15 protein-coding genes and 1 pseudogene are annotated in these 17,392 nt (G+C 65.3%); 7 read left to right on the top strand and 9 right to left on the bottom strand.

All coding sequences use genetic code 11. The features are described 5' to 3' along the window. Positions 1 to 42: 42 nt before the first annotated feature. Positions 43 to 1,410 (bottom strand): replication initiation protein, encoded by a 1,368-nt coding sequence (locus HWX62_RS19210; protein WP_175931050.1) that lies wholly within the window; start codon positions 1,408 to 1,410, stop codon positions 43 to 45. A gap of 1,822 nt (positions 1,411 to 3,232) precedes the next feature. Between HWX62_RS19210 and HWX62_RS19205 the strand changes: the two genes are divergently transcribed. After that, the gene (locus tag HWX62_RS19205) at positions 3,233 to 4,414 is read left to right on the top strand and encodes a DNA-binding protein (RefSeq protein WP_175931049.1); all 1,182 of its coding nucleotides are present in this window, start codon (positions 3,233 to 3,235) and stop codon (positions 4,412 to 4,414) included. A 136-nt stretch (positions 4,415 to 4,550) separates the two neighbouring features. Here the strand turns inward: HWX62_RS19205 and HWX62_RS19200 are convergent, their stop codons facing one another. From HWX62_RS19200 to HWX62_RS19190, 3 genes are all read right to left on the bottom strand, one after another. Then, positions 4,551 to 5,570, bottom strand: a complete 1,020-nt coding sequence (locus HWX62_RS19200; protein ID WP_175931048.1) for a tyrosine-type recombinase/integrase — start codon at positions 5,568 to 5,570, stop codon at positions 4,551 to 4,553. A gap of 102 nt (positions 5,571 to 5,672) precedes the next feature. After that, entirely contained in the window at positions 5,673 to 6,050 is a 378-nt protein-coding gene (locus HWX62_RS19195; protein ID WP_175931218.1) for a DUF2471 family protein, read from the bottom strand. A 141-nt stretch (positions 6,051 to 6,191) separates the two neighbouring features. Then, positions 6,192 to 6,803 (bottom strand): XRE family transcriptional regulator, encoded by a 612-nt coding sequence (locus tag HWX62_RS19190; RefSeq protein WP_175931047.1) that lies wholly within the window; start codon positions 6,801 to 6,803, stop codon positions 6,192 to 6,194. Between the two features lie 158 nt (positions 6,804 to 6,961). Between HWX62_RS19190 and HWX62_RS19185 the strand changes: the two genes are divergently transcribed. From HWX62_RS19185 to HWX62_RS19170, 4 genes are all read left to right on the top strand, one after another. Continuing rightward, a complete protein-coding gene (locus HWX62_RS19185) occupies positions 6,962 to 8,161 on the top strand; it encodes a glycine C-acetyltransferase (RefSeq protein WP_175931046.1) in 1,200 nt (399 codons plus the stop codon). A 13-nt stretch (positions 8,162 to 8,174) separates the two neighbouring features. Beyond that, a complete protein-coding gene (gene tdh, locus HWX62_RS19180; RefSeq protein WP_124498783.1) occupies positions 8,175 to 9,203 on the top strand; it encodes an L-threonine 3-dehydrogenase in 1,029 nt (342 codons plus the stop codon). Positions 9,204 to 9,763: 560 nt separating this feature from the next. Next, on the top strand, positions 9,764 to 10,369 hold the full coding sequence (locus HWX62_RS19175; protein ID WP_175931045.1) for a TetR/AcrR family transcriptional regulator: 606 nt from the start codon (positions 9,764 to 9,766) through the stop codon (positions 10,367 to 10,369). Between the two features lie 64 nt (positions 10,370 to 10,433). Beyond that, positions 10,434 to 10,913, top strand: a complete 480-nt coding sequence (locus HWX62_RS19170) for a nuclear transport factor 2 family protein (RefSeq protein WP_175931044.1) — start codon at positions 10,434 to 10,436, stop codon at positions 10,911 to 10,913. 464 nt (positions 10,914 to 11,377) lie between these two features. On the opposite strand, the gene HWX62_RS19165 is transcribed toward HWX62_RS19170, so the two are convergent. Continuing rightward, positions 11,378 to 12,463, bottom strand: coding sequence for a tartrate dehydrogenase (locus tag HWX62_RS19165; RefSeq protein ID WP_175931043.1), 1,086 nt, complete (start codon positions 12,461 to 12,463; stop codon positions 11,378 to 11,380). 115 nt (positions 12,464 to 12,578) lie between these two features. On the opposite strand from HWX62_RS19165, the gene HWX62_RS19160 reads away from it, so the two are divergent. Further along, complete coding sequence (locus HWX62_RS19160; protein WP_175931042.1) at positions 12,579 to 13,502, top strand: LysR substrate-binding domain-containing protein; 924 nt, start codon at positions 12,579 to 12,581, stop codon at positions 13,500 to 13,502. Between the two features lie 66 nt (positions 13,503 to 13,568). On the opposite strand, the gene argC is transcribed toward HWX62_RS19160, so the two are convergent. Then, a complete protein-coding gene (gene argC / locus HWX62_RS19155) occupies positions 13,569 to 14,510 on the bottom strand; it encodes an N-acetyl-gamma-glutamyl-phosphate reductase (protein WP_175931041.1) in 942 nt (313 codons plus the stop codon). 119 nt (positions 14,511 to 14,629) lie between these two features. Here argC and HWX62_RS19150 point away from each other — a divergent pair, with 119 nt between their 5' ends. Continuing rightward, entirely contained in the window at positions 14,630 to 15,514 is an 885-nt protein-coding gene (locus HWX62_RS19150; protein ID WP_175931040.1) for a LysR family transcriptional regulator, read from the top strand. A 25-nt stretch (positions 15,515 to 15,539) separates the two neighbouring features. Here the strand turns inward: HWX62_RS19150 and HWX62_RS19145 are convergent, their stop codons facing one another. The 3 genes and pseudogenes from HWX62_RS19145 to HWX62_RS19135 form a co-directional block, all read right to left on the bottom strand. Beyond that, on the bottom strand, positions 15,540 to 16,004 hold the full coding sequence (locus tag HWX62_RS19145) for a hypothetical protein (protein ID WP_175931039.1): 465 nt from the start codon (positions 16,002 to 16,004) through the stop codon (positions 15,540 to 15,542). A 60-nt stretch (positions 16,005 to 16,064) separates the two neighbouring features. After that, positions 16,065 to 17,282, bottom strand: a complete 1,218-nt coding sequence (locus tag HWX62_RS19140) for a patatin-like phospholipase family protein (protein WP_175931038.1) — start codon at positions 17,280 to 17,282, stop codon at positions 16,065 to 16,067. Beyond that, positions 17,279 to 17,392, bottom strand: a pseudogene (locus HWX62_RS19135) (3-hydroxybutyrate dehydrogenase); the annotation flags it as partial. The pseudogene HWX62_RS19135 and the gene HWX62_RS19140, both read right to left, overlap by 4 nt.

The raw sequence follows: 17,392 nt of genomic DNA, 5'->3' as shown, positions 1-17,392 counted from the left end.
GGTGGGAGCCGGCGGCGGCCCGTCAGCGGGCCTGAGCGGGCCTCACGCGGCCCGCGACTGGTTCAGCGTGAACGACAGCAGATCGCCGTCTGTCGGCTCGCCCCAGGTCTTCTGGGCCAACCAGTCGAAAAAGGCCGTCTCGGCCAGCTTGGAATCGAGGCCGCGCTTGCGCCAGTCGTCACGCAGATGCGAGCCCATCGTCGGCAGCGCCTCGGACTCGAACGACTCGCGCGCCACTTCGCGCTCCGCGTCGCCCTGCTCTTCGTACAGTACCTTCGCTTCCTTGCGGCGGAACGCGGCGAACTCGCTCAGCAGGCGGGCCTTCAGATCGTCCGGCTGCGCGGCCGTGACCTTCGCGGACGGCGTGCCGGCAGGCAGCGCGTCGACCGATTCCACCGGCGGCGCATACCCCTTCTTCAGCGCATCCTTGAACAGTGCCGGCGCGCTGCGCACCGGCGGCAGCGTCGTGCTGCGCATCCGCTGTTCGGTCATCTGCAGCGCCGCGCGAATCCGGTTTTCCTCGCTGTCCGCATAGAGCGTCTGCGCTTCCTTCAGCGGGATCCCGAGCTTCACCATCCGGTCGACCAGCGTGCTGTCGAATACGTTCGGATGTTCGTCGAGCGCGAGCATCGGCTGCTTGCGCTCGGTCACGCGAAACTGGATCTCGGCCACCCGACGCCCTTCGCGATGCTCGATCAGCTCGACGAAGATGTTGGTGACCGCGTTGACTTCCGCGATCGCGGGGCGCAGGTAGTCTCGCTTGAAGTACTTGTACTCGCGCTTCGCTTCGTCGCCGGCTTCCGTGTCGGGCGTGCCCGACAGGATCGGCCGCCACCACTCCCACGGCTCGCGCATCGTCAGGTGGCTCGGATTCGTCAGATAGCGCACGCAGATCTCGTACAGCGCGAGACCGGCGCTGCTGCGCAGCTGGCTCTGGAACTGCAGGCTCAGGCGCGCATACTGGACCGGGTCGAGCAGCTTCTTCTTGATCTTCGGTGCAAACGAGAACTCGACCCACACGCGGCGGGTGGTCGGATCCTCGAGAATTTCCGCATCCGCGATCAGCGTCGAGATCCCCCACTTGCGGCCCGGCTTCTGGCTCGACGTCCCCGTGCTCCATTCGACCTGCACCGACACCATGCGGCGCAGGTGTTCCTTCACCAGCGCGGTGTCGTTCGAATCGAAAGCGGAGTTGGCGACGATGTCCGACAGGAGCGCGCGATACGTATCGCCCGAGTCGTCGGCCTGCTGCGCGACGGCCAGCAGGACATTGAACAGCTTGCGAGTGAGGAGCGTGATCTTGCCGCTCTTCGGCTGAATGGCGATCGCCTCGACGGCCTTTCGCAATTCGGCTGAACTGGCACTCACCACATCCACATCGGTTTTCTTGGCGCGCTTCGTCGTGGCCATACGTCGGGTCGGAGGAGAAGTTTCCCGGAAGGATAGCGCCTGCGGTGATGTGCGTCCAGAACGACATGCTCACCATAGCCGGTGAAGCGCGCCGGCAAAACGGCACTCACCCGAACCGCTCCCGAAAACGCTCACCGGTCCGCCACTCCGGCGTTCCGGACTCTTCCAGACGTGCCGCGGCATGCGCCGATTCACAGAATTTCGCCTGTGCACGACACGTGCGGGATTGGCTCCCGTATCGGCTCACCTTTCGATTTGTCGTAATTTTGCGACTGCGCAGCCGTGAGTTCGACACAGGGTCGCGACTGCACCTCACCGTACCCGCCCGGCTGCCGCACGTTGGCCTGTATGCATGTACAGGCGAGGCTTCCCGGTGCGATCGATTCGGTTTCGATACGTCGAAAAGCGCCGTCGAAACCGGTATGCGCCGCCGATCGAGGCCTGTTTGGCCAGCCCGGGCGCGCATTGTACAGCGCGCAAATCGTATCCGGTCCCGAAAATACTCACCTCAGGCACGGCATGTCGATTCGTCCGGATGCCGACGGACGCCCGACACACGCGGGACCGACTGCCAACGACTCCCGAAGATGCTCACCTTACCGAAAAAATGCGGCATGGCAGCGGGTACGGAATTCGCTCCCGAAAAACCTCACCGTAACCGGCACGGTATCAAAAATCCCAATCGCATCCGATACTTATGCGCCGCAGGCATTTGGCTGTGCATCGGCCTGGGTCCCCGAAAAGGCTCACCTTTCGGCGGAAATCCTTCATACGACAACCGTACGTCAGCCCCCGAAAACGCTCACCTGTGCCAAAAAGTGGCACAGTAAAAATGAGATTTCTTCCAGTCCTGGCGGGCTTTTCGGGGCATTCGGCCAGTCACTGGTCCCGAAAAGCCTCACCTTTGCCCATTTTTTCAGCAAATATGCCTCCCGGAAAATCTCACCTTTAAGCCAGCATACAGTCTGTGATCCATGCCCCGAAAAAGCTCACCTGAAGAAGGACGGCGCTCGAAAACCCGGATTTCCCTCCCGAAAAGCCTCACCTTTGGGGCATCACAGGCGCCGGAACGCACGTTTGCTGTGCAAAATGGCGGTCGGTTCCCGGAAATCCTCACAGCAAATTCCCTTGGAGTCCCGTGAAACCTCACCTTTCGCCAAATCTGCCCAAAAGATGGGCAGAATCGGGCCACGAACGAGGTCCTGCAAATTCTCACCTATGTCTGTACAGGCAGAAAACTGTGCCGTCAGGCACAGCGCGGGTTCCATGGCTGTGTGGCCCCGAAAATCCTCACCTTTGGAAAAACTCGTGTTTCACTGTGATCCCGAATCCGCTCACGACCTTTCCTGCAACGGCTCACGCAGCTCCCTGAACCCCATCACGTCAGCTCCCGCAGAAGATCACCTTGGCTCCCGTAAAACTTCACCTCATCGGCCGGAAAGCCTTGCTGCGTAAGGCTGTGCCGTGGCGTTAACGTTTTTAACTAAGGGTTCAAGGGTGTTTACTTCTAATACTCTCAAGACATCGGCTGACGAGTTTTCCACAGACACCCCGACCCCTGAACACCCACCGGCAACCGGATCCGTGGTCATGTGAAACAAATGACGAAATTCGGGGTCCGCTAAAAAATGCTTGCGAGACAAGGACTTGGCTGACTTTCTTCGCTTTGTTTCACGGAATTCCAGCTCAGCTTCGACAGGACTGTGCGCACGGAGCCGTTTCTGTGCAAAACGACGTAAATTCACAACGGACCCTCGAAAGAAGTATCAATGAATACGTATTTCGTTATGATCGACACATTTCATTGTCTGTGAGTGTGGTCATGACCCTGGACGAAATGCGTCAAGTCATTCGGGAAGAACTGGAATCGCTGCGCGCCAGCGGTGCACGGCGCCAGGAATTGTCGCTGCATGCGTGCAAGCGTTTGTTCTTCGATCTCGGCATCCGGCCGTCGGCCGCCAACGTCCGCGATCTCACCCAGACCGGCAGCGCCAGCGACATCCCGAAAGATATCGACCATTTCTGGGAGCGCATCCGTTCAGCCTCCAAGATCCGGCTCGACGGCGCGGCGATCCCGAAAGCCGTCGAGGAAAAGGCCGGCGCATTGCTCGGCGCGCTGTATGAAGAGGCATTGAAAGCGGCGCGCGATAGCCTCGATGGCGATCGCGAGCAGGTTCGCGCCGACGTGGCCGCCGCCGAACAACGGTTGCGTGACGCCGCCGTTCGCCAGGAAACGCTTGAAGGCGCGCTCGCGCGCGGCGAAGCGAGAAACGAGCAATTGCAGGCGCGGATAACCGAACTCGAGGTTCAGCTCGCGTCGCAATCGACGCACGGTTCGGCAAGCGAAGCAACGTTGCTCACCACAGTCGCCCGACTGGAAAAGGAGCTGGCCGCGGCCGCCGGCCGCATCGATGCCGAGCAGGCACATAACGCCGCGCTGCGCGATCGCATCGATGCGCTGCAAGCCGAATTGCAGCAACGCACCGAGCACTACGCACAGCAAATCAAGGATGCAGTGGCCGAAGCCGAACGCCGCGTCAAGCCGATGCTGGTCGAACTGGACTCGTTGCGCAGCATGGCGTCGACCTACCAGAGCGGGTTGCGCGACGTCCAGCGCAAGGAATTCGATTTCCTGCAGCAATTGAGTTCGGCCAAGGCGCGCGCCGACCGGCTCGAAGAGCAGTTGCGTGCCCAGAGCGACGAACTGGACCGCGCCACGCGCGACGTGAATACGTTGCGCGCGAACCGCGGGATGAATCCGGACATCGCCGCGCTGCTCCGGCGCCTGGCCGAGGCGGGACAGCTCGATGCTGACGCGTATACCGCGATCGGTACCTCGCTGGATCACGAGACGCCGGCGCCGACCCGGTGCCCGCATTGCGATGGCGAACCGGAACTGTCACATGGCGACGAGGGGTTCGAGGTCGCGTGCCCCGAGTGCGAGCATGCTTCCGGCGCGTGGCCGTCCCGCTTTGAAGCCGTCGCGCGTTTTGCGCATACCTGACCCGGAGGTCGGCCGCGCCGCACAGGTGAGATGATCCGGGAAGCTTGAGGTGAGGTTTTTCGGGATCTGTGAAACGGTGAGGGTGCGCCACACAAGGCTGCTCACGGGTCGCTTCGCGTGAGCAGCCGTTTTCCGATCAGTGAGTTTCGTCGCGGTCGTGCGCGTCACCGTTGCTGTCGGCCAGCCCGTCGCGCCAGTTTTTCCATGCGCGATGCAGGCGATTCGACGAGATCGGCCGCATGAAGCCCAGCCATTTGCCGACCCGCTCGGGCGGCACGTCGTGCTCGAACAGCTCGGCCGCGTAGGTATTGCGCAATGTCTGCGGGCTTGCGCGCGCGGTACGCGACGACGTGAGCCCGGCCGATTCGACGATCGCGTCGATCGCGCGCAGCATCGTCGCCTTGTGCATCGGCCGCCCGGCATGCGATGCGGGGAAAACCAGCTCGCCCGGAATCTCCTGGCGCTTGCGTTCGGTCAGCCACGCCTCGAGCAATGCGATCGCGAACGAGGCCAGATGGGTTTCGCGCGAATAATCCGGATGCGTCGATTCGATCAGCAGTGACGTGTTGCTGGTATTGATGCAACTAATCGTAAGTGTGCGGGCTTCGCCGGTTTTGATGCCGGCACCGAGAAACGCCGCGACGAGCGCGCGGTCGCGGCGCTCCTTCCAGTACGCGGCACCCGATACGCCGATCGGCGAAAACAGATAGGCGAGCAACGTCGCGCGTTCCGCCGGCGTGAGGAAACCGGTCGGTTCGTTGTCGCGGGCCTTGCGCCAGTTCGCTTCGCCATCCTGAGCAATGAAGCGGGCCGGATTGGTCGACGCGTACTCGGTCCGCCGGATGTGGTCGAGCACACGTTCGATCAGCCGGAGATAGCGCATTCTTTGCGTTTTCTTGATCGGCAACTCGCCGACGAAGTTCGCGATGGTCGGCGTGTCGACCGTCGCCAGATTCTTTTGATGCGCGCGCATCCACGCGAGAAACGCACCCCATTGCGCGCGATAGACGTCGGCCGACGAGCGGCGATAGTCCTGCATGGCGAGCCACGCGTCGAACGCGGCTTCGGGCGATGCGACCCAGTCGGACGCATCGCGGTCGAACAGATCCTTTTCTTCCGGAGGTGCGGCGGTATCGGGAGCGGCGGGAAGGGACATGGTGTTAATTCCGTTAGTTGCGTATATGGTAGCCCTTTCCGCAACGTATCGGGCAGCAAGCGGGTGAACCGGCCGCTGTGCGTCGCGGCCGGGGCTGGGCCATCAGTCGCCCCACGCCTTGGACTGGCGGTGAGCGCGCGCAGGACGCGCGGCGTCGTGCGCCGTTGCCGCGGCTTCGTACGCGAGAACGGCGAACGAAAAGACCGCGGGCAGCGCATTCGAGCGCCCGAAGTCGATCGGATCGTCGGTCTCGGGAAACGTCATGTCCGACGGCCGTTCGAACAGTTGACGCATGCCGGCGTCGTGCCGGCTCGCAAAGCCGAGATCGGCGAGCGCTTCGGCCTCGATCGCGTGCAGCAGGCGCCACGTCAGCGGCACGCGCTGACGGATATAGCGCCCGGCGATATGGCGAACGATCAATTCGAGGTCATGCGCGGCAGCCTTGAAGCTGAGCGCGGCCAAATCTTGTTCTTCTGTCATTGCAGGCTCCTGTCGACCGGAGCGGGCGCCTCGGTGCGCCGGCTCCGGCCCGTGCATGGCGGAATGTCCGTATACTGTACAAACATACAGTATTTTCCGCAACAGGCCTGCGCTTGACCTTTTGGCCGACTATCCGCGCCGTCAGCGGTGGATCACGATCAGCAAGGCGCGGGCTTCGGCCTTGCCGGGATTGCGGATCGCGTGCGGCTCGTCGGCCGGGTAGCGCGCGGTGTCGCCCGTCTTCAGGCGTCGGCTGGCCGCGGCGGCTTCGATTTCCATCGCGCCCTGCAGCACGGTCAGGTGCTCGCGCGTGCCCGGCTCATGCGCGTTCGACACCAGTGCGCCGCCGCCCGGCAGCGTCAGCTCGTACCACTCGAACTTGCCGGCAAGGTCGATGGGGCCCCATACGCGCAGCTGGTACCGACCGTCGTGGCCGGCGAGCGTCGGAATGTCGTGCGGGCCGTCCACGCGGATCGTCTCGGGCGCCTTCGGCTGCGAGAACAGTTCGTCGAGCGTGATGCCCAGCGCGTTCGTCAGCCGCCACGCGACGGCGATCGTCGGGTTGGCCTTGTCGCGTTCGATTTCGGAGAGCATCGATTTCGATACGCCGGCTGCGCGCGACAGGTCGTCGAGCGTCAGCTTGCGCTCGTTGCGCAGCCGCTGGATCTGCTCGCCCACGCGCGGCGGGGTCGCGGCCGGCGGCTGCGGGGCGGCGTCGGCACGCGTGCGCCGCGATCCGGAGGAACTTGCCATTTGGATTCCGTTCGCTTAGAGTTGTTCGGTATTTCGAATTCTAGTTCGGAATATCGGATAAATGCGGTCAACCGAACGACCGACTATAACAGTAGCAGGCCGTTGCGCCGCCACGAGCGGTGCGCTGCGGAATGCGAATCCCTGTCAGGAGCTTTGCGATGCGTGATGCCTTTCTCGCCCAGGTGCGCGGGACGCTCGACCAGATCCGCGCGGACGGTTTTTACAAGACCGAGCGCGAGATCGCGAGTCCCCAGGCGGCAGCCGTGCGGCTCGCCGGCGGTGCCGGCGTGCTCAATTTCTGCGCGAACAACTATCTGGGCCTGGCGAACGATCCGCGCCTGATCGACGCGGCGAAGGCCGGCCTCGACCAGGACGGCTTCGGCATGGCGTCGGTGCGCTTCATCTGCGGCACGCAAACCGTCCACAAGCAACTGGAAAGCGCACTGGCCGCGTTTCTCGGCACCGAGGACAGCATCCTCTATTCGAGCTGCTTCGACGCGAACGGCGGGTTGTTCGAGACGCTGCTCGACGAGAACGACGCGGTGATCAGCGACGAGCTGAACCACGCGAGCATCATCGACGGCATTCGCCTCTGCAAGGCGAAGCGTTTCCGCTACAAGAACAACGATCTTGCCGACCTCGAGGCGAAGCTCAAGGAAGCCGACGCCGCGGGCGCGCGCCACAAGCTGATCGCGACCGACGGCGTGTTCTCGATGGACGGCATCATCGCCGATCTCAAGGGCATCTGCGATCTCGCCGATCGCTACGGCGCGCTCGTGATGGTCGACGATTCGCATGCGGTTGGCTTCATCGGCACGCATGGCCGCGGCACGCCCGAACACTGCGGCGTCGAAGGCCGCGTCGACATCATCACGGGCACGCTGGGCAAGGCGCTCGGCGGCGCATCGGGCGGCTATGTCGCCGCGCGCCGCGAGGTGATCGAGCTGCTGCGTCAGCGCTCGCGTCCGTACCTGTTCTCGAACACGCTCACGCCGAGCATCGCCGCGGCGTCGCTGAAAGTGCTGGCGCTGCTCGGCAGCGACGAAGGCGCGAAGCTGCGCGAACGCGTGCGCGAGAACGGCGCGCGATTCCGCAAGCAGATGACCGAAGCCGGCTTCACGCTCGTGCCCGGTGCGCATCCGATCATCCCGGTGATGCTCGGCGACGCGCAGCTCGCGACGAACATGGCGGACAAGCTGCTCGGCGAAGGCGTCTACGTGATCGGCTTCTCGTTCCCCGTCGTGCCGCGCGGGCGTGCGCGCATCCGCACGCAGATGAGCGCCGCGCATACGCCCGAACAGATCGATCAGGCGGTCGCCGCGTTCGTGCGCGTCGGCAAGTCGCTCGGCATCGTCTGACGGAGGCGCGACCATGAAAGCACTGGCAAAGCTCGAACGCGGCCCCGGCCTCACGCTCACGCGCGTGAAGCGTCCCGAAGTCGGCCACAACGACGTGCTGATCAAGATCCGCCGCACGGCGATCTGCGGCACCGACATCCATATCTGGAAGTGGGACGACTGGGCGCAGAAGACGATTCCGGTGCCGATGCACGTCGGCCACGAATACGTCGGCGAGATCGTCGAGATGGGGCAGGAAGTGCGCGGCTTCGCGATCGGCGATCGCGTGTCCGGCGAAGGCCACATCACGTGCGGTTTCTGCCGCAACTGTCGCGCCGGGCGCCGGCATCTGTGCCGCAACACGGTGGGCGTCGGCGTGAACCGCGAAGGCGCGTTCGCCGAATACCTCGCGATTCCGGCGTTCAACGCGTTCAAGATTCCGCCGGAGATTTCCGACGATCTCGCGTCGATCTTCGATCCGTTCGGCAACGCGACGCACACCGCACTGTCGTTCAACCTCGTCGGCGAAGACGTGCTGATCACTGGCGCCGGCCCGATCGGCATCATGGCCGTCGCGATCGCGAAGCACGTCGGCGCGCGCAACGTCGTCATCACCGACATCAACGACTATCGGCTGGAACTCGCACGCAAGATGGGTGCGACGCGCGCGGTCAACGTCGCACGCGAGTCGCTGCGCGACGTGATGGCCGACCTGCACATGACCGAAGGCTTCGACGTCGGTCTCGAGATGTCCGGCGTGCCGAGTGCGTTCACGAGCCTGCTCGAGGCGATGAATCACGGCGGCAAGGTCGCGCTGCTCGGCATCCCGCCCGCGCAGACGGCGATCGACTGGAACCAGGTGATCTTCAAGGGGCTCGAGATCAAGGGCATCTACGGCCGCGAGATGTTCGAGACCTGGTACAAGATGGTCGCGATGTTGCAGAGCGGCCTCGACCTGTCGCCGATCATCACGCATCGCTTCGCGGCCGACGATTACGAGAAAGGGTTCGCCGCGATGCTGTCCGGCGAAAGCGGCAAGGTGATTCTCGATTGGACGGTCTGAGTCGAGCGCATGTCGAGACGGGGCAGCGCGGCACGTTCGCCGCCTGCCCCGTTTTCGTTTGCGCGCGCACCGTCGCGCGTGGGAGAACGCGCGATGCAGTGCTTGAGGTGAGATTATTCGGGAGCTGTGTCGGGGCGCCGAGTCGCCACACGATCCCGCATCGGTGACCTGCAAATGCACGTTCACTTCACCTGTCGGCAGCCGCTTCGCTTCTCTCCGTCGCGCCGGTTGGCGCCCGTTTCGCCTCTTCCACGCACTTCCCTGCTTCGCCCGGCGGGCGAGCGCTCGCACGCCACCGTATGCGAGATCGCGCCGAACCGGATCATCAACCGTGAGCCGCAACGCGGCGTGCGACTCACTGATATGCGATGCAATCGACATCGACCGGCCTGGATCGGTGCGCATCCCGTTACTTGACCCGTTCACCATTCAATCCGCGCGAATCGAGCTGAAGGCTCGGCAGGACGACGCCGCGCGTCGGGCACGATTCAGCCTTCCCGCCGGCAGGGCCTTTTCATCCGGGTATTGACGGTGGAGAACGATCGTTCTACCGTAAACCCATGAACACACCTCTCGACTCCTCCGGCGAACCGGGCGTTCGCGACCGGCTGCTCGACGCCGCCGAAGCGCTGATCTATTCGGGCGGTATACATGCGACCGGCGTCGATGCGATCGTCAAGCGATCCGGCGCGGCGCGCAAGAGCTTTTATTCGCATTTCGAATCGAAAGAAGCGCTGGTGGTCGCCGCGCTCGAACGGCGCGACGCGCGCTGGATGCGCTGGTTCGTCGACGGCACGCTGGCGCGCGGCAAGTCACCGCGTGCGCACCTGCTCGGCATGTTCGACGTGCTGCGCGACTGGTTCGGGCAGCCCGACTTTCACGGCTGCGCGTTCCTGAATGCGTCGGGCGAGATACCCGACGCCGACGATCCCGTGCGCGTCGTCGCCCGCATGCACAAGGCACGCCTGCTGGCTTTCGTGCGCGAGCGCTTCGACGCCCATGCCGACGAAACGGGCATCGAGCGCCGCGGGCTTGCACGCATCGCGCGCCAGTGGCTCGTGTTGATCGACGGCGCGATCGGCGTGGCGCTCGTCAGCGGCGATGCAAACGCCGCGCGCGATGCGCGCGCGACGGCTGAACTGCTGCTCGATACCGTATCGCGGTAGCCGACGCAGCGAAACCGAACCGGCCGCGTGCGTTCGCGGCCAGAACCCTGAACAGGAGCAACCCATGTCCGCTTCCCCCGAAGTTCGTCCGCCCGTGCCGCCCTTCACGCTCGACACCGCGCGCCAGAAAGTGCGCGCCGCCGAGGACGCGTGGAACACGCGCGACCCGCAGCGTGTGTCGCTCGCCTATACGCCGCAAAGCCGCTGGCGCAATCGCGCGGAATTCGTGACGGGCCGCGACGAGATCGTCGGCCTGCTGCAGCGGAAGTGGACGCGCGAACTCAACTACCGGCTGATCAAGGAGCTGTGGGCGTTCGGCGGCAATCGCATCGCGGTGCGCTTTGCGTACGAGTGGCATGACGATGCGGGCAACTGGTTCCGTTCGTACGGCAACGAGAACTGGGAGTTCGACGAAAACGGCCTGATGGCGCATCGTCACGCGAGCATCAACGATCTGCCGATTCGCGAGGCGGACCGTCTTTATCACTGGCCGCTCGGGCGCCGTCCGGACGATCATCCGGGGCTGTCCGACCTCGGGCTGTAATGCGCGAGCGTTCAACGGACCGGCGAACGCATCGTCGGGATGCAACGGTGAGGAAATTCGGGAGCCGTTCGCTGAAGGTGAGATTTTTCGGGACCAGGTGAAATGTCGCGTCGAACTGTGTGCTGCGAACGGTTCGACGCGGCATGGCGTCCGGTGGAGCAGCGCATCTCTGGACATGCAGCGGTGTGTTTCGCCGCGTAATGCATCTCACCGATTGCGTCGAAGCGACCGTGCATTGATCTTCGGTGTGTGCGAGCGTGACGTGCCACTCACCGATCGCATCGATTTCGCGTTCTACGAAAACCTCGCGAACAGTGCGCGTGGCGATGTGTCGTTGCTCACCGCTCGACTTCACCGCCAATGCATCGCTCGAGCCTGCACGAGTGCGCAACCGCATCGCGTGCCGCTCACCGCCGACTCACGACGCGCGGCCCGGCGCGCGCGCCGGGCACGACTGTCAACGCTCAGCCTGCAATCCGCGCGGCGATCGCCTCGCCCACTTCCTGCGTGCCGGCGTGGCCGCCGAGATCGCGCGTACGCGGCCCCGTGCGCAGCACGTCCTCGATCGCGGCGACGATCGCATCGTGCGCGTCGCGTTCGCAGCCCGTGCCGTTGCCGAGGAAGTCGAGCATCATCGCCGCCGACCAGATCATCGCGACCGGATTCGCGATGTATTGCCCCGCGATATCGGGCGCCGAACCATGCACGGGTTCGAACAGCGACGGGAACGTGCGGTCGGGGTTCAGGTTCGCCGACGGCGCGATGCCGATCGTGCCCGTACAGGCTGGCCCGAGATCCGACAGGATGTCGCCGAACAGGTTCGACGCGACGACGACGTCGAAGCGGTCCGGCTGCAGCACGAAGCGCGCGCACAGGATGTCGATGTGCTGCTTGTCGACCGCGATCTCCGGATAGCGTTCGGCCATTTCGGCCGCGCGTGCATCCCACCACGGCATGCTGATCGCGATGCCGTTGCTTTTGGTCGCGACGGTGACGCGCTTCGCGCGCCGCTGCGCGAGCTCGAACGCGAATTTCAGCACGCGCTCGGTGCCGTGCCGCGTGAAGATCGCCTGCTGCATCACGACTTCGCGCTCGGTGCCTTCAAACATCGTGCCGCCGACCGACGAATATTCGCCCTCGGTGTTCTCGCGCACGATCATGAAATCGATGTCGCCCGCGCGGCGGCCGGCGAGCGGCGACGGCACGCCGTCGAACAGGCGTGCGGGCCGCAGGTTGATGTACTGGTCGAATTCGCGGCGGAATTTCAGCAGCGAGCCCCACAGCGAAATGTGATCGGGCACCGTCGCCGGCCAGCCGACCGCGCCGAACAGGATCGCGTCCACGCCCGACAGTTGCGCCTTCCAGTCGTCCGGCATCATCTTGCCGTGCTGCGCGTAGTAGTCGCAGCTCGCCCAGTCGATCTCGACGAAGTCGAAGCGCACGCCGAAGCGCGCGGTCACGGCGGCGAGCACGCGCAGGCCCTCGGGCATCACTTCGCGGCCGATGCCGTCGCCGGGGATCACGGCAATCCTGTAAGTCCTGTCGGTCATGCAAATCTCCTTGGCTGGTCGGCCGGTTGCCGGGAAGGCAGCGGCCCGTCACGTCATTCTATTTATTTCCATCCGGATTAAAATCACGCAAAAGTTAATCGACTTTCCACGAATCGTGAACAAATCGCCGAACCTCGACGACCTGCGCGTGTTCAGCCTGGTCGTCCGCCTCGCGAGCTTCAGCGCGGCCGCCGAGCAGCTTGCGGTGTCGCCCGCGTATGTCAGCAAGCGCATCGCGATGCTGGAAGCGCAGCTCGGTACGCGCCTGCTGCATCGCTCGACCCGCCGCATGACGGTCACCGAGGCCGGCGAACGCGTGCTCGCGCGCGCCGAGAAGATTCTCGACGACGTCGATCATCTCGTCGAGGACGTGTCGACCACGCGCACGGTGCCGCGCGGCACGCTGCGCATGTCGAGCAGCTTCGGCTTCGGCCGGCACGTCATCGCGCCGGCGCTGCTCGACTTCAGCGCGCGCTATCCGCAGCTGAACGTGCGGCTCGATCTGTTCGACCGGCTCGTCGACGTGGCCGGCGAAGGCTACGACCTCGACGTGCGCATCGGCGACGAGATCGCCGATCACCTGATCGCACGCCGCCTCGCCGCGAACCATCGTGTGCTGTGCGCGTCGCCCGACTATCTCGCGCGCCGCGGCACGCCGCGCTCGCTCGCGGATCTGGCCTCACACGACTGTCTCGCGATCAAGGAGCGCGATCATCCGTTCGGCGTATGGCGGCTGAACGTGCGCGGCGAAACGGTCACGGTGAAGGTCGGCGGCGCGCTGTCGACGAACCACGGCGAGGTGGCCGTGCAATGGGCGCTGGCCGGACGCGGGATCGTGCTGCGCTCGATCTGGGAAGCCGGGCCGCTGATCGAGCGCGGCGCGTTGTGCCGCGTGCTGCCGGACGCGATCCAGCCCGCGAACATCTGGGCCGTGTATCCGGAACGCGTCGCGGCGTCGGCGAAGGTGCGCGTATGTGTGGATTTTCTGGTGGAGACGCTCGCCGGCCTGAACGCCGCGGCCGGTGACGATACGGGCTGAAACCGGCTAAAGGTGAGCTTTTACGGGAGGTGTGCGCGGGCACCGTCGACGGTGCCCGCGGGAGCGTCATGCCGCGCTCGACGCGCCGAGCATCAAGTCGAGATTCTGCACGGCGGCGCCGGATGCGCCTTTACCGAGATTGTCGAACACGGCGGACAGCAGCACCTGGCCGCGATCTTCGTTGACGAACACGCCGAGCCGCAGGTCGTTGGTACCGTTCAGCGCTTGCGGATCGAGCTGCGTTGCCGCGCGTGCGTCCGCGAGCGACATCACGTCGACGTGGCGCGCGTCCGCGTAGTGATGCGCGAGACACGCATGCAGCCGCTCGCCCGTCACGCCGGCCGGAAGCAGGCGCAGCTCGATCGGGATGGTGAGCACGATGCCTTGCCGATAGGCACCGTAGGCCGGCACGAAGAACGGACGGTGCGCGAGCCCCGCATGCTGCCGGATCTCGGGCACGTGCTTGTGCTCGAGCGCGAGGCCGTAGATCTGCAGCGGCAATGCGCGCGCGGCGGCATCGCCCGATTCGAATGCGTCGACGGCTGCCTTTCCACCGCCCGAATAACCGGACACCGCGTGGATGCTCACCGGGTAGTCGCGCGGCAGCAGCCCGGCCTGCAGCAACGGGCGAAGCAGGCCGATCGCGCCCGTCGGATAGCAGCCCGGATTGGTCACGCGCGACGCATGCGCAATGTTGTGCGCGTGTCCGTCGGCCATCTCGGGAAAGCCGTAGACCCAGTCGGGCTGCGTGCGATGGGCCGAACTCGCGTCGATCACACGCACCGCCGGATTCCGGATGAAGCCGACAGCTTCGCGCGCGGCCGCGTCGGGCAGGCACAGGATGGCGATATCGCATGCATTGAGTGCGTCGGCGCGCCGTGCCGCGTCCTTGCGTTCGGCGGCGGGCAGCGTGAGGAGCTGCACGTCGGTGCGGTCGCGCAGACGCGCGTGAATCTGCAACCCGGTCGTGCCCTGGTCGCCGTCGATGAAGACAGTGGGGAAGCTCATGGTGGTCGTGTGCGTCGCGTTCGGTTGTCGGGAAGCCGTATCGTCCACCGAACGCCTAGAATAGGAAAAGTTGAATTTGCTGATCGTCCGATTCAGCTTTCCTGAACGAGAGGTGCGTGATGCGCGAGATCAGTCTGGACCGCCTGCGTACGCTGGTCGCGATCGCGGACCAGGGATCCTTCGTGGCGGCGGCGCAATGGCTTCATCTTGCGCCGCCGACCGTCAGTCTGCATGTCGCCGAGCTGGAAAGCCGCGTCGGCGCGCCGCTGCTGTCGCGCACGCGCGGCAACGTGCGCCCGTCGGCGATTGGCGAAGTGCTGGTGGAGCGGGCGCGGCGTCTGCTGGCGGAGGTCGAATCGACGCTGGACGACGTGCAGCGCCAGGTGCAGGGGTTGACCGGGCGCGTACGCCTCGGCGCATCGACCGGCGCGATCGCGCATCTGCTGCCGCAGGCGGTGGCCGGATTGCGCGTGCAGCATCCGGATATCGACGTGCAGATCGCGGTGCTCACGTCGCAGGACACGCTGGCGCGCATTGCGCAAGGCACGCTCGACGTCGGGCTGGTGGCGCTGCCGCAAGCGCCGGTCGCGGGGCTGTCGATCCGGCCGTGGCGTCGAGACCCGGTGATGGCTTTCCTGCCCGCGGACTGGCCGCTTCCGGCCCGCGTGACGCCGGCGTATCTGGCCGCGCGGCCGCTGATTCTCAACGATGCGACGACGCGGCTGTCGCGGCTCACGACCGAATGGTTCGCGCTCGGCGGCCACCGGCCCGAGCCGCGGATCGAACTCAACTACAACGATGCGATCAAGAGCCTGGTCGCCGCCGGGTACGGCGCGACGCTGCTGCCGCACGAGGCGGGCGCCCCGTTGCCGGATGCGCGCATCGTAATGCGGCCGCTACGCCCGGCGTTGTGGCGCGAGCTCGGGATTGCCCATCGGGCCGGCCCGGTCGAACGGGCGACGCAGCACGTGCTCGATGCGCTGCAGGCGCTCGGCGCGCGATAGCGGGCCAAGCGGCCCGAACGCGCGTTCAGAGCCGGTTGTCCTTCGCCAGCATGAGCACGCGCGCCCAGCGCTGCGCATCGCGCTTGTCCATCATCGGCAGCTTCCACTCGCCGCGCACGGCGTCGCGCACGCGCACGACGAGATGCCAGCGGCCGTCGATCGGCGCGGCCTCGCAGCCGTCGAGCTGCGACAGCGTATAGCGGCCGTCCGCACCGTCATGCGACAGCCACAGCAACCCTTGCGTCGCGGACACGCGCAACTCGCCCCACGCGCGATGCACGATATGCGTCCAGCCTGCTTCCTTCGTGTTCGGTGCGATGTCGCGACGGCGCTGGATCCACCACGCGATCAGCGCGATCAGGATCGCGGCGGCCAGCACGGCGGCCGCGATCGCGACCGGCTGGCCGAACTGCGCGGCGATGACGTGAAACAAGTGAACGGCGCCCCATCCCAGGGCGATGAGCGCGAATAGCGCAATGAAAATCGGCATGACGAATCGGAAAGGAGGACGGACCGGCGCACGCAGTGCACCGGCCCGTTGCACACGGCGTTACCGGCGGCGGTGAATGTCGTGCGTGACGAAGCCCGCGTCGTTGACGGGCAGCGCGAGGCCGTCCTTCACCGCGAGCGTCTTGCGGATGTCGTCGAGACCCGCGGACCAGTGGTCGCGCATCGTCGACAGACCGAACTGATAGTCCTTGTAGTGATGCTCGTACGCTTTCTGCTGATAGATCAGGTGCTGGATGTTGTACTTCTTCCCGCTCGACATCGCTTCGGCCTCGATGCACCACGGGTCGTTCTTGCGCTGTTCTTCCGGCACCTGTTCGAGCACGTGGCGCAGCACGTTGCGGTAGCGCTGTTCGCGCTGCAGCGTGTCGGTGACGAAACGCGTGCGGCTCGAATACTGCACGTCCTTCGTGCGCTCGGCGACGTCGGCCATCGTGCGCGGCAGCGGCCCGCGCGCGCTCCACAGATCGACCTGGAACGCGAGCGTGTCGCGGCGCGGATGCGCGCGGAGCACTTCCATCAGCGGCGTGTTCGACACGACACCGCCGTCCCAGTAATACTCGCCGTCGATCTCGACGGGCGGGAACGCGGGCGGCAACGCACCGGACGCCATGAAATGCTCGGGCGCGAGACGGATGCGCGAGTTGTCGAAGTACACGAAGTTGCCGGTGCCGACGTTGACCGCGCCGACCGACACGCGCGTCTCGCCCGAATTGATCCGGTCGAAATCGCACAGCTTCAGCAGCGTCGTGCGCAGTGCCGACGTGTCGTACCAGCTGATCTTTTGTGGGTGATCGGCCACGCCCGGCAGCGGCGGCGGAAAGCGCGGCACGAAGAAGCCCTGCTGGCCCTGCATCATCGCGCTGGCTGCCTGCGACGCGGTGAAGAACGTGCGGACCTGGTCGATGCTGTTGAACAGCGCGAACTCGAACGCGGCCGGAATCGCGGGAAAGAACGCCGGCTGGCAGATCGTTTCCCAGAATTCACGCAGGCGCTCGACACGATGCTCGGGCGCATTGCCGGCGATCAGCGCGGTGTTGAGCGCGCCGATCGAGATGCCCGCGATCCAGTCGAGCGGAATGCCCGCCTCGTGCAGCCCTTCGAACACGCCGGCCTGATACGCGCCGAGCGCGCCGCCGCCCTGCAGGACGAGCGCGACCGTTTCGTACGGCAGCGACCGCGCAGCAGCCGGCGCGCCGGCTTCGTGATGCAGGTCCGCCGCATCGACGGCCTGCTTTTCGGTGCGGGCGTGCGGCTTCATTGCATGAACCAGCCGTGGCTGACGACCACCGACTGGCCGGTGAGCGCGGCGCTCGGGAATGCCGACAGGAACAGCACCGTCTGCGCGACATCCTGCACCGTCGTGAACAC

Source organism: Burkholderia sp. BCC0506, from assembly GCF_902833145.1.
Taxonomy (GTDB): Bacteria; Pseudomonadota; Gammaproteobacteria; order Burkholderiales; family Burkholderiaceae; genus Burkholderia.
Note: the sequence above shows the minus strand (reverse complement) of the source record. Positions and strands in the feature narration are given on the sequence as shown.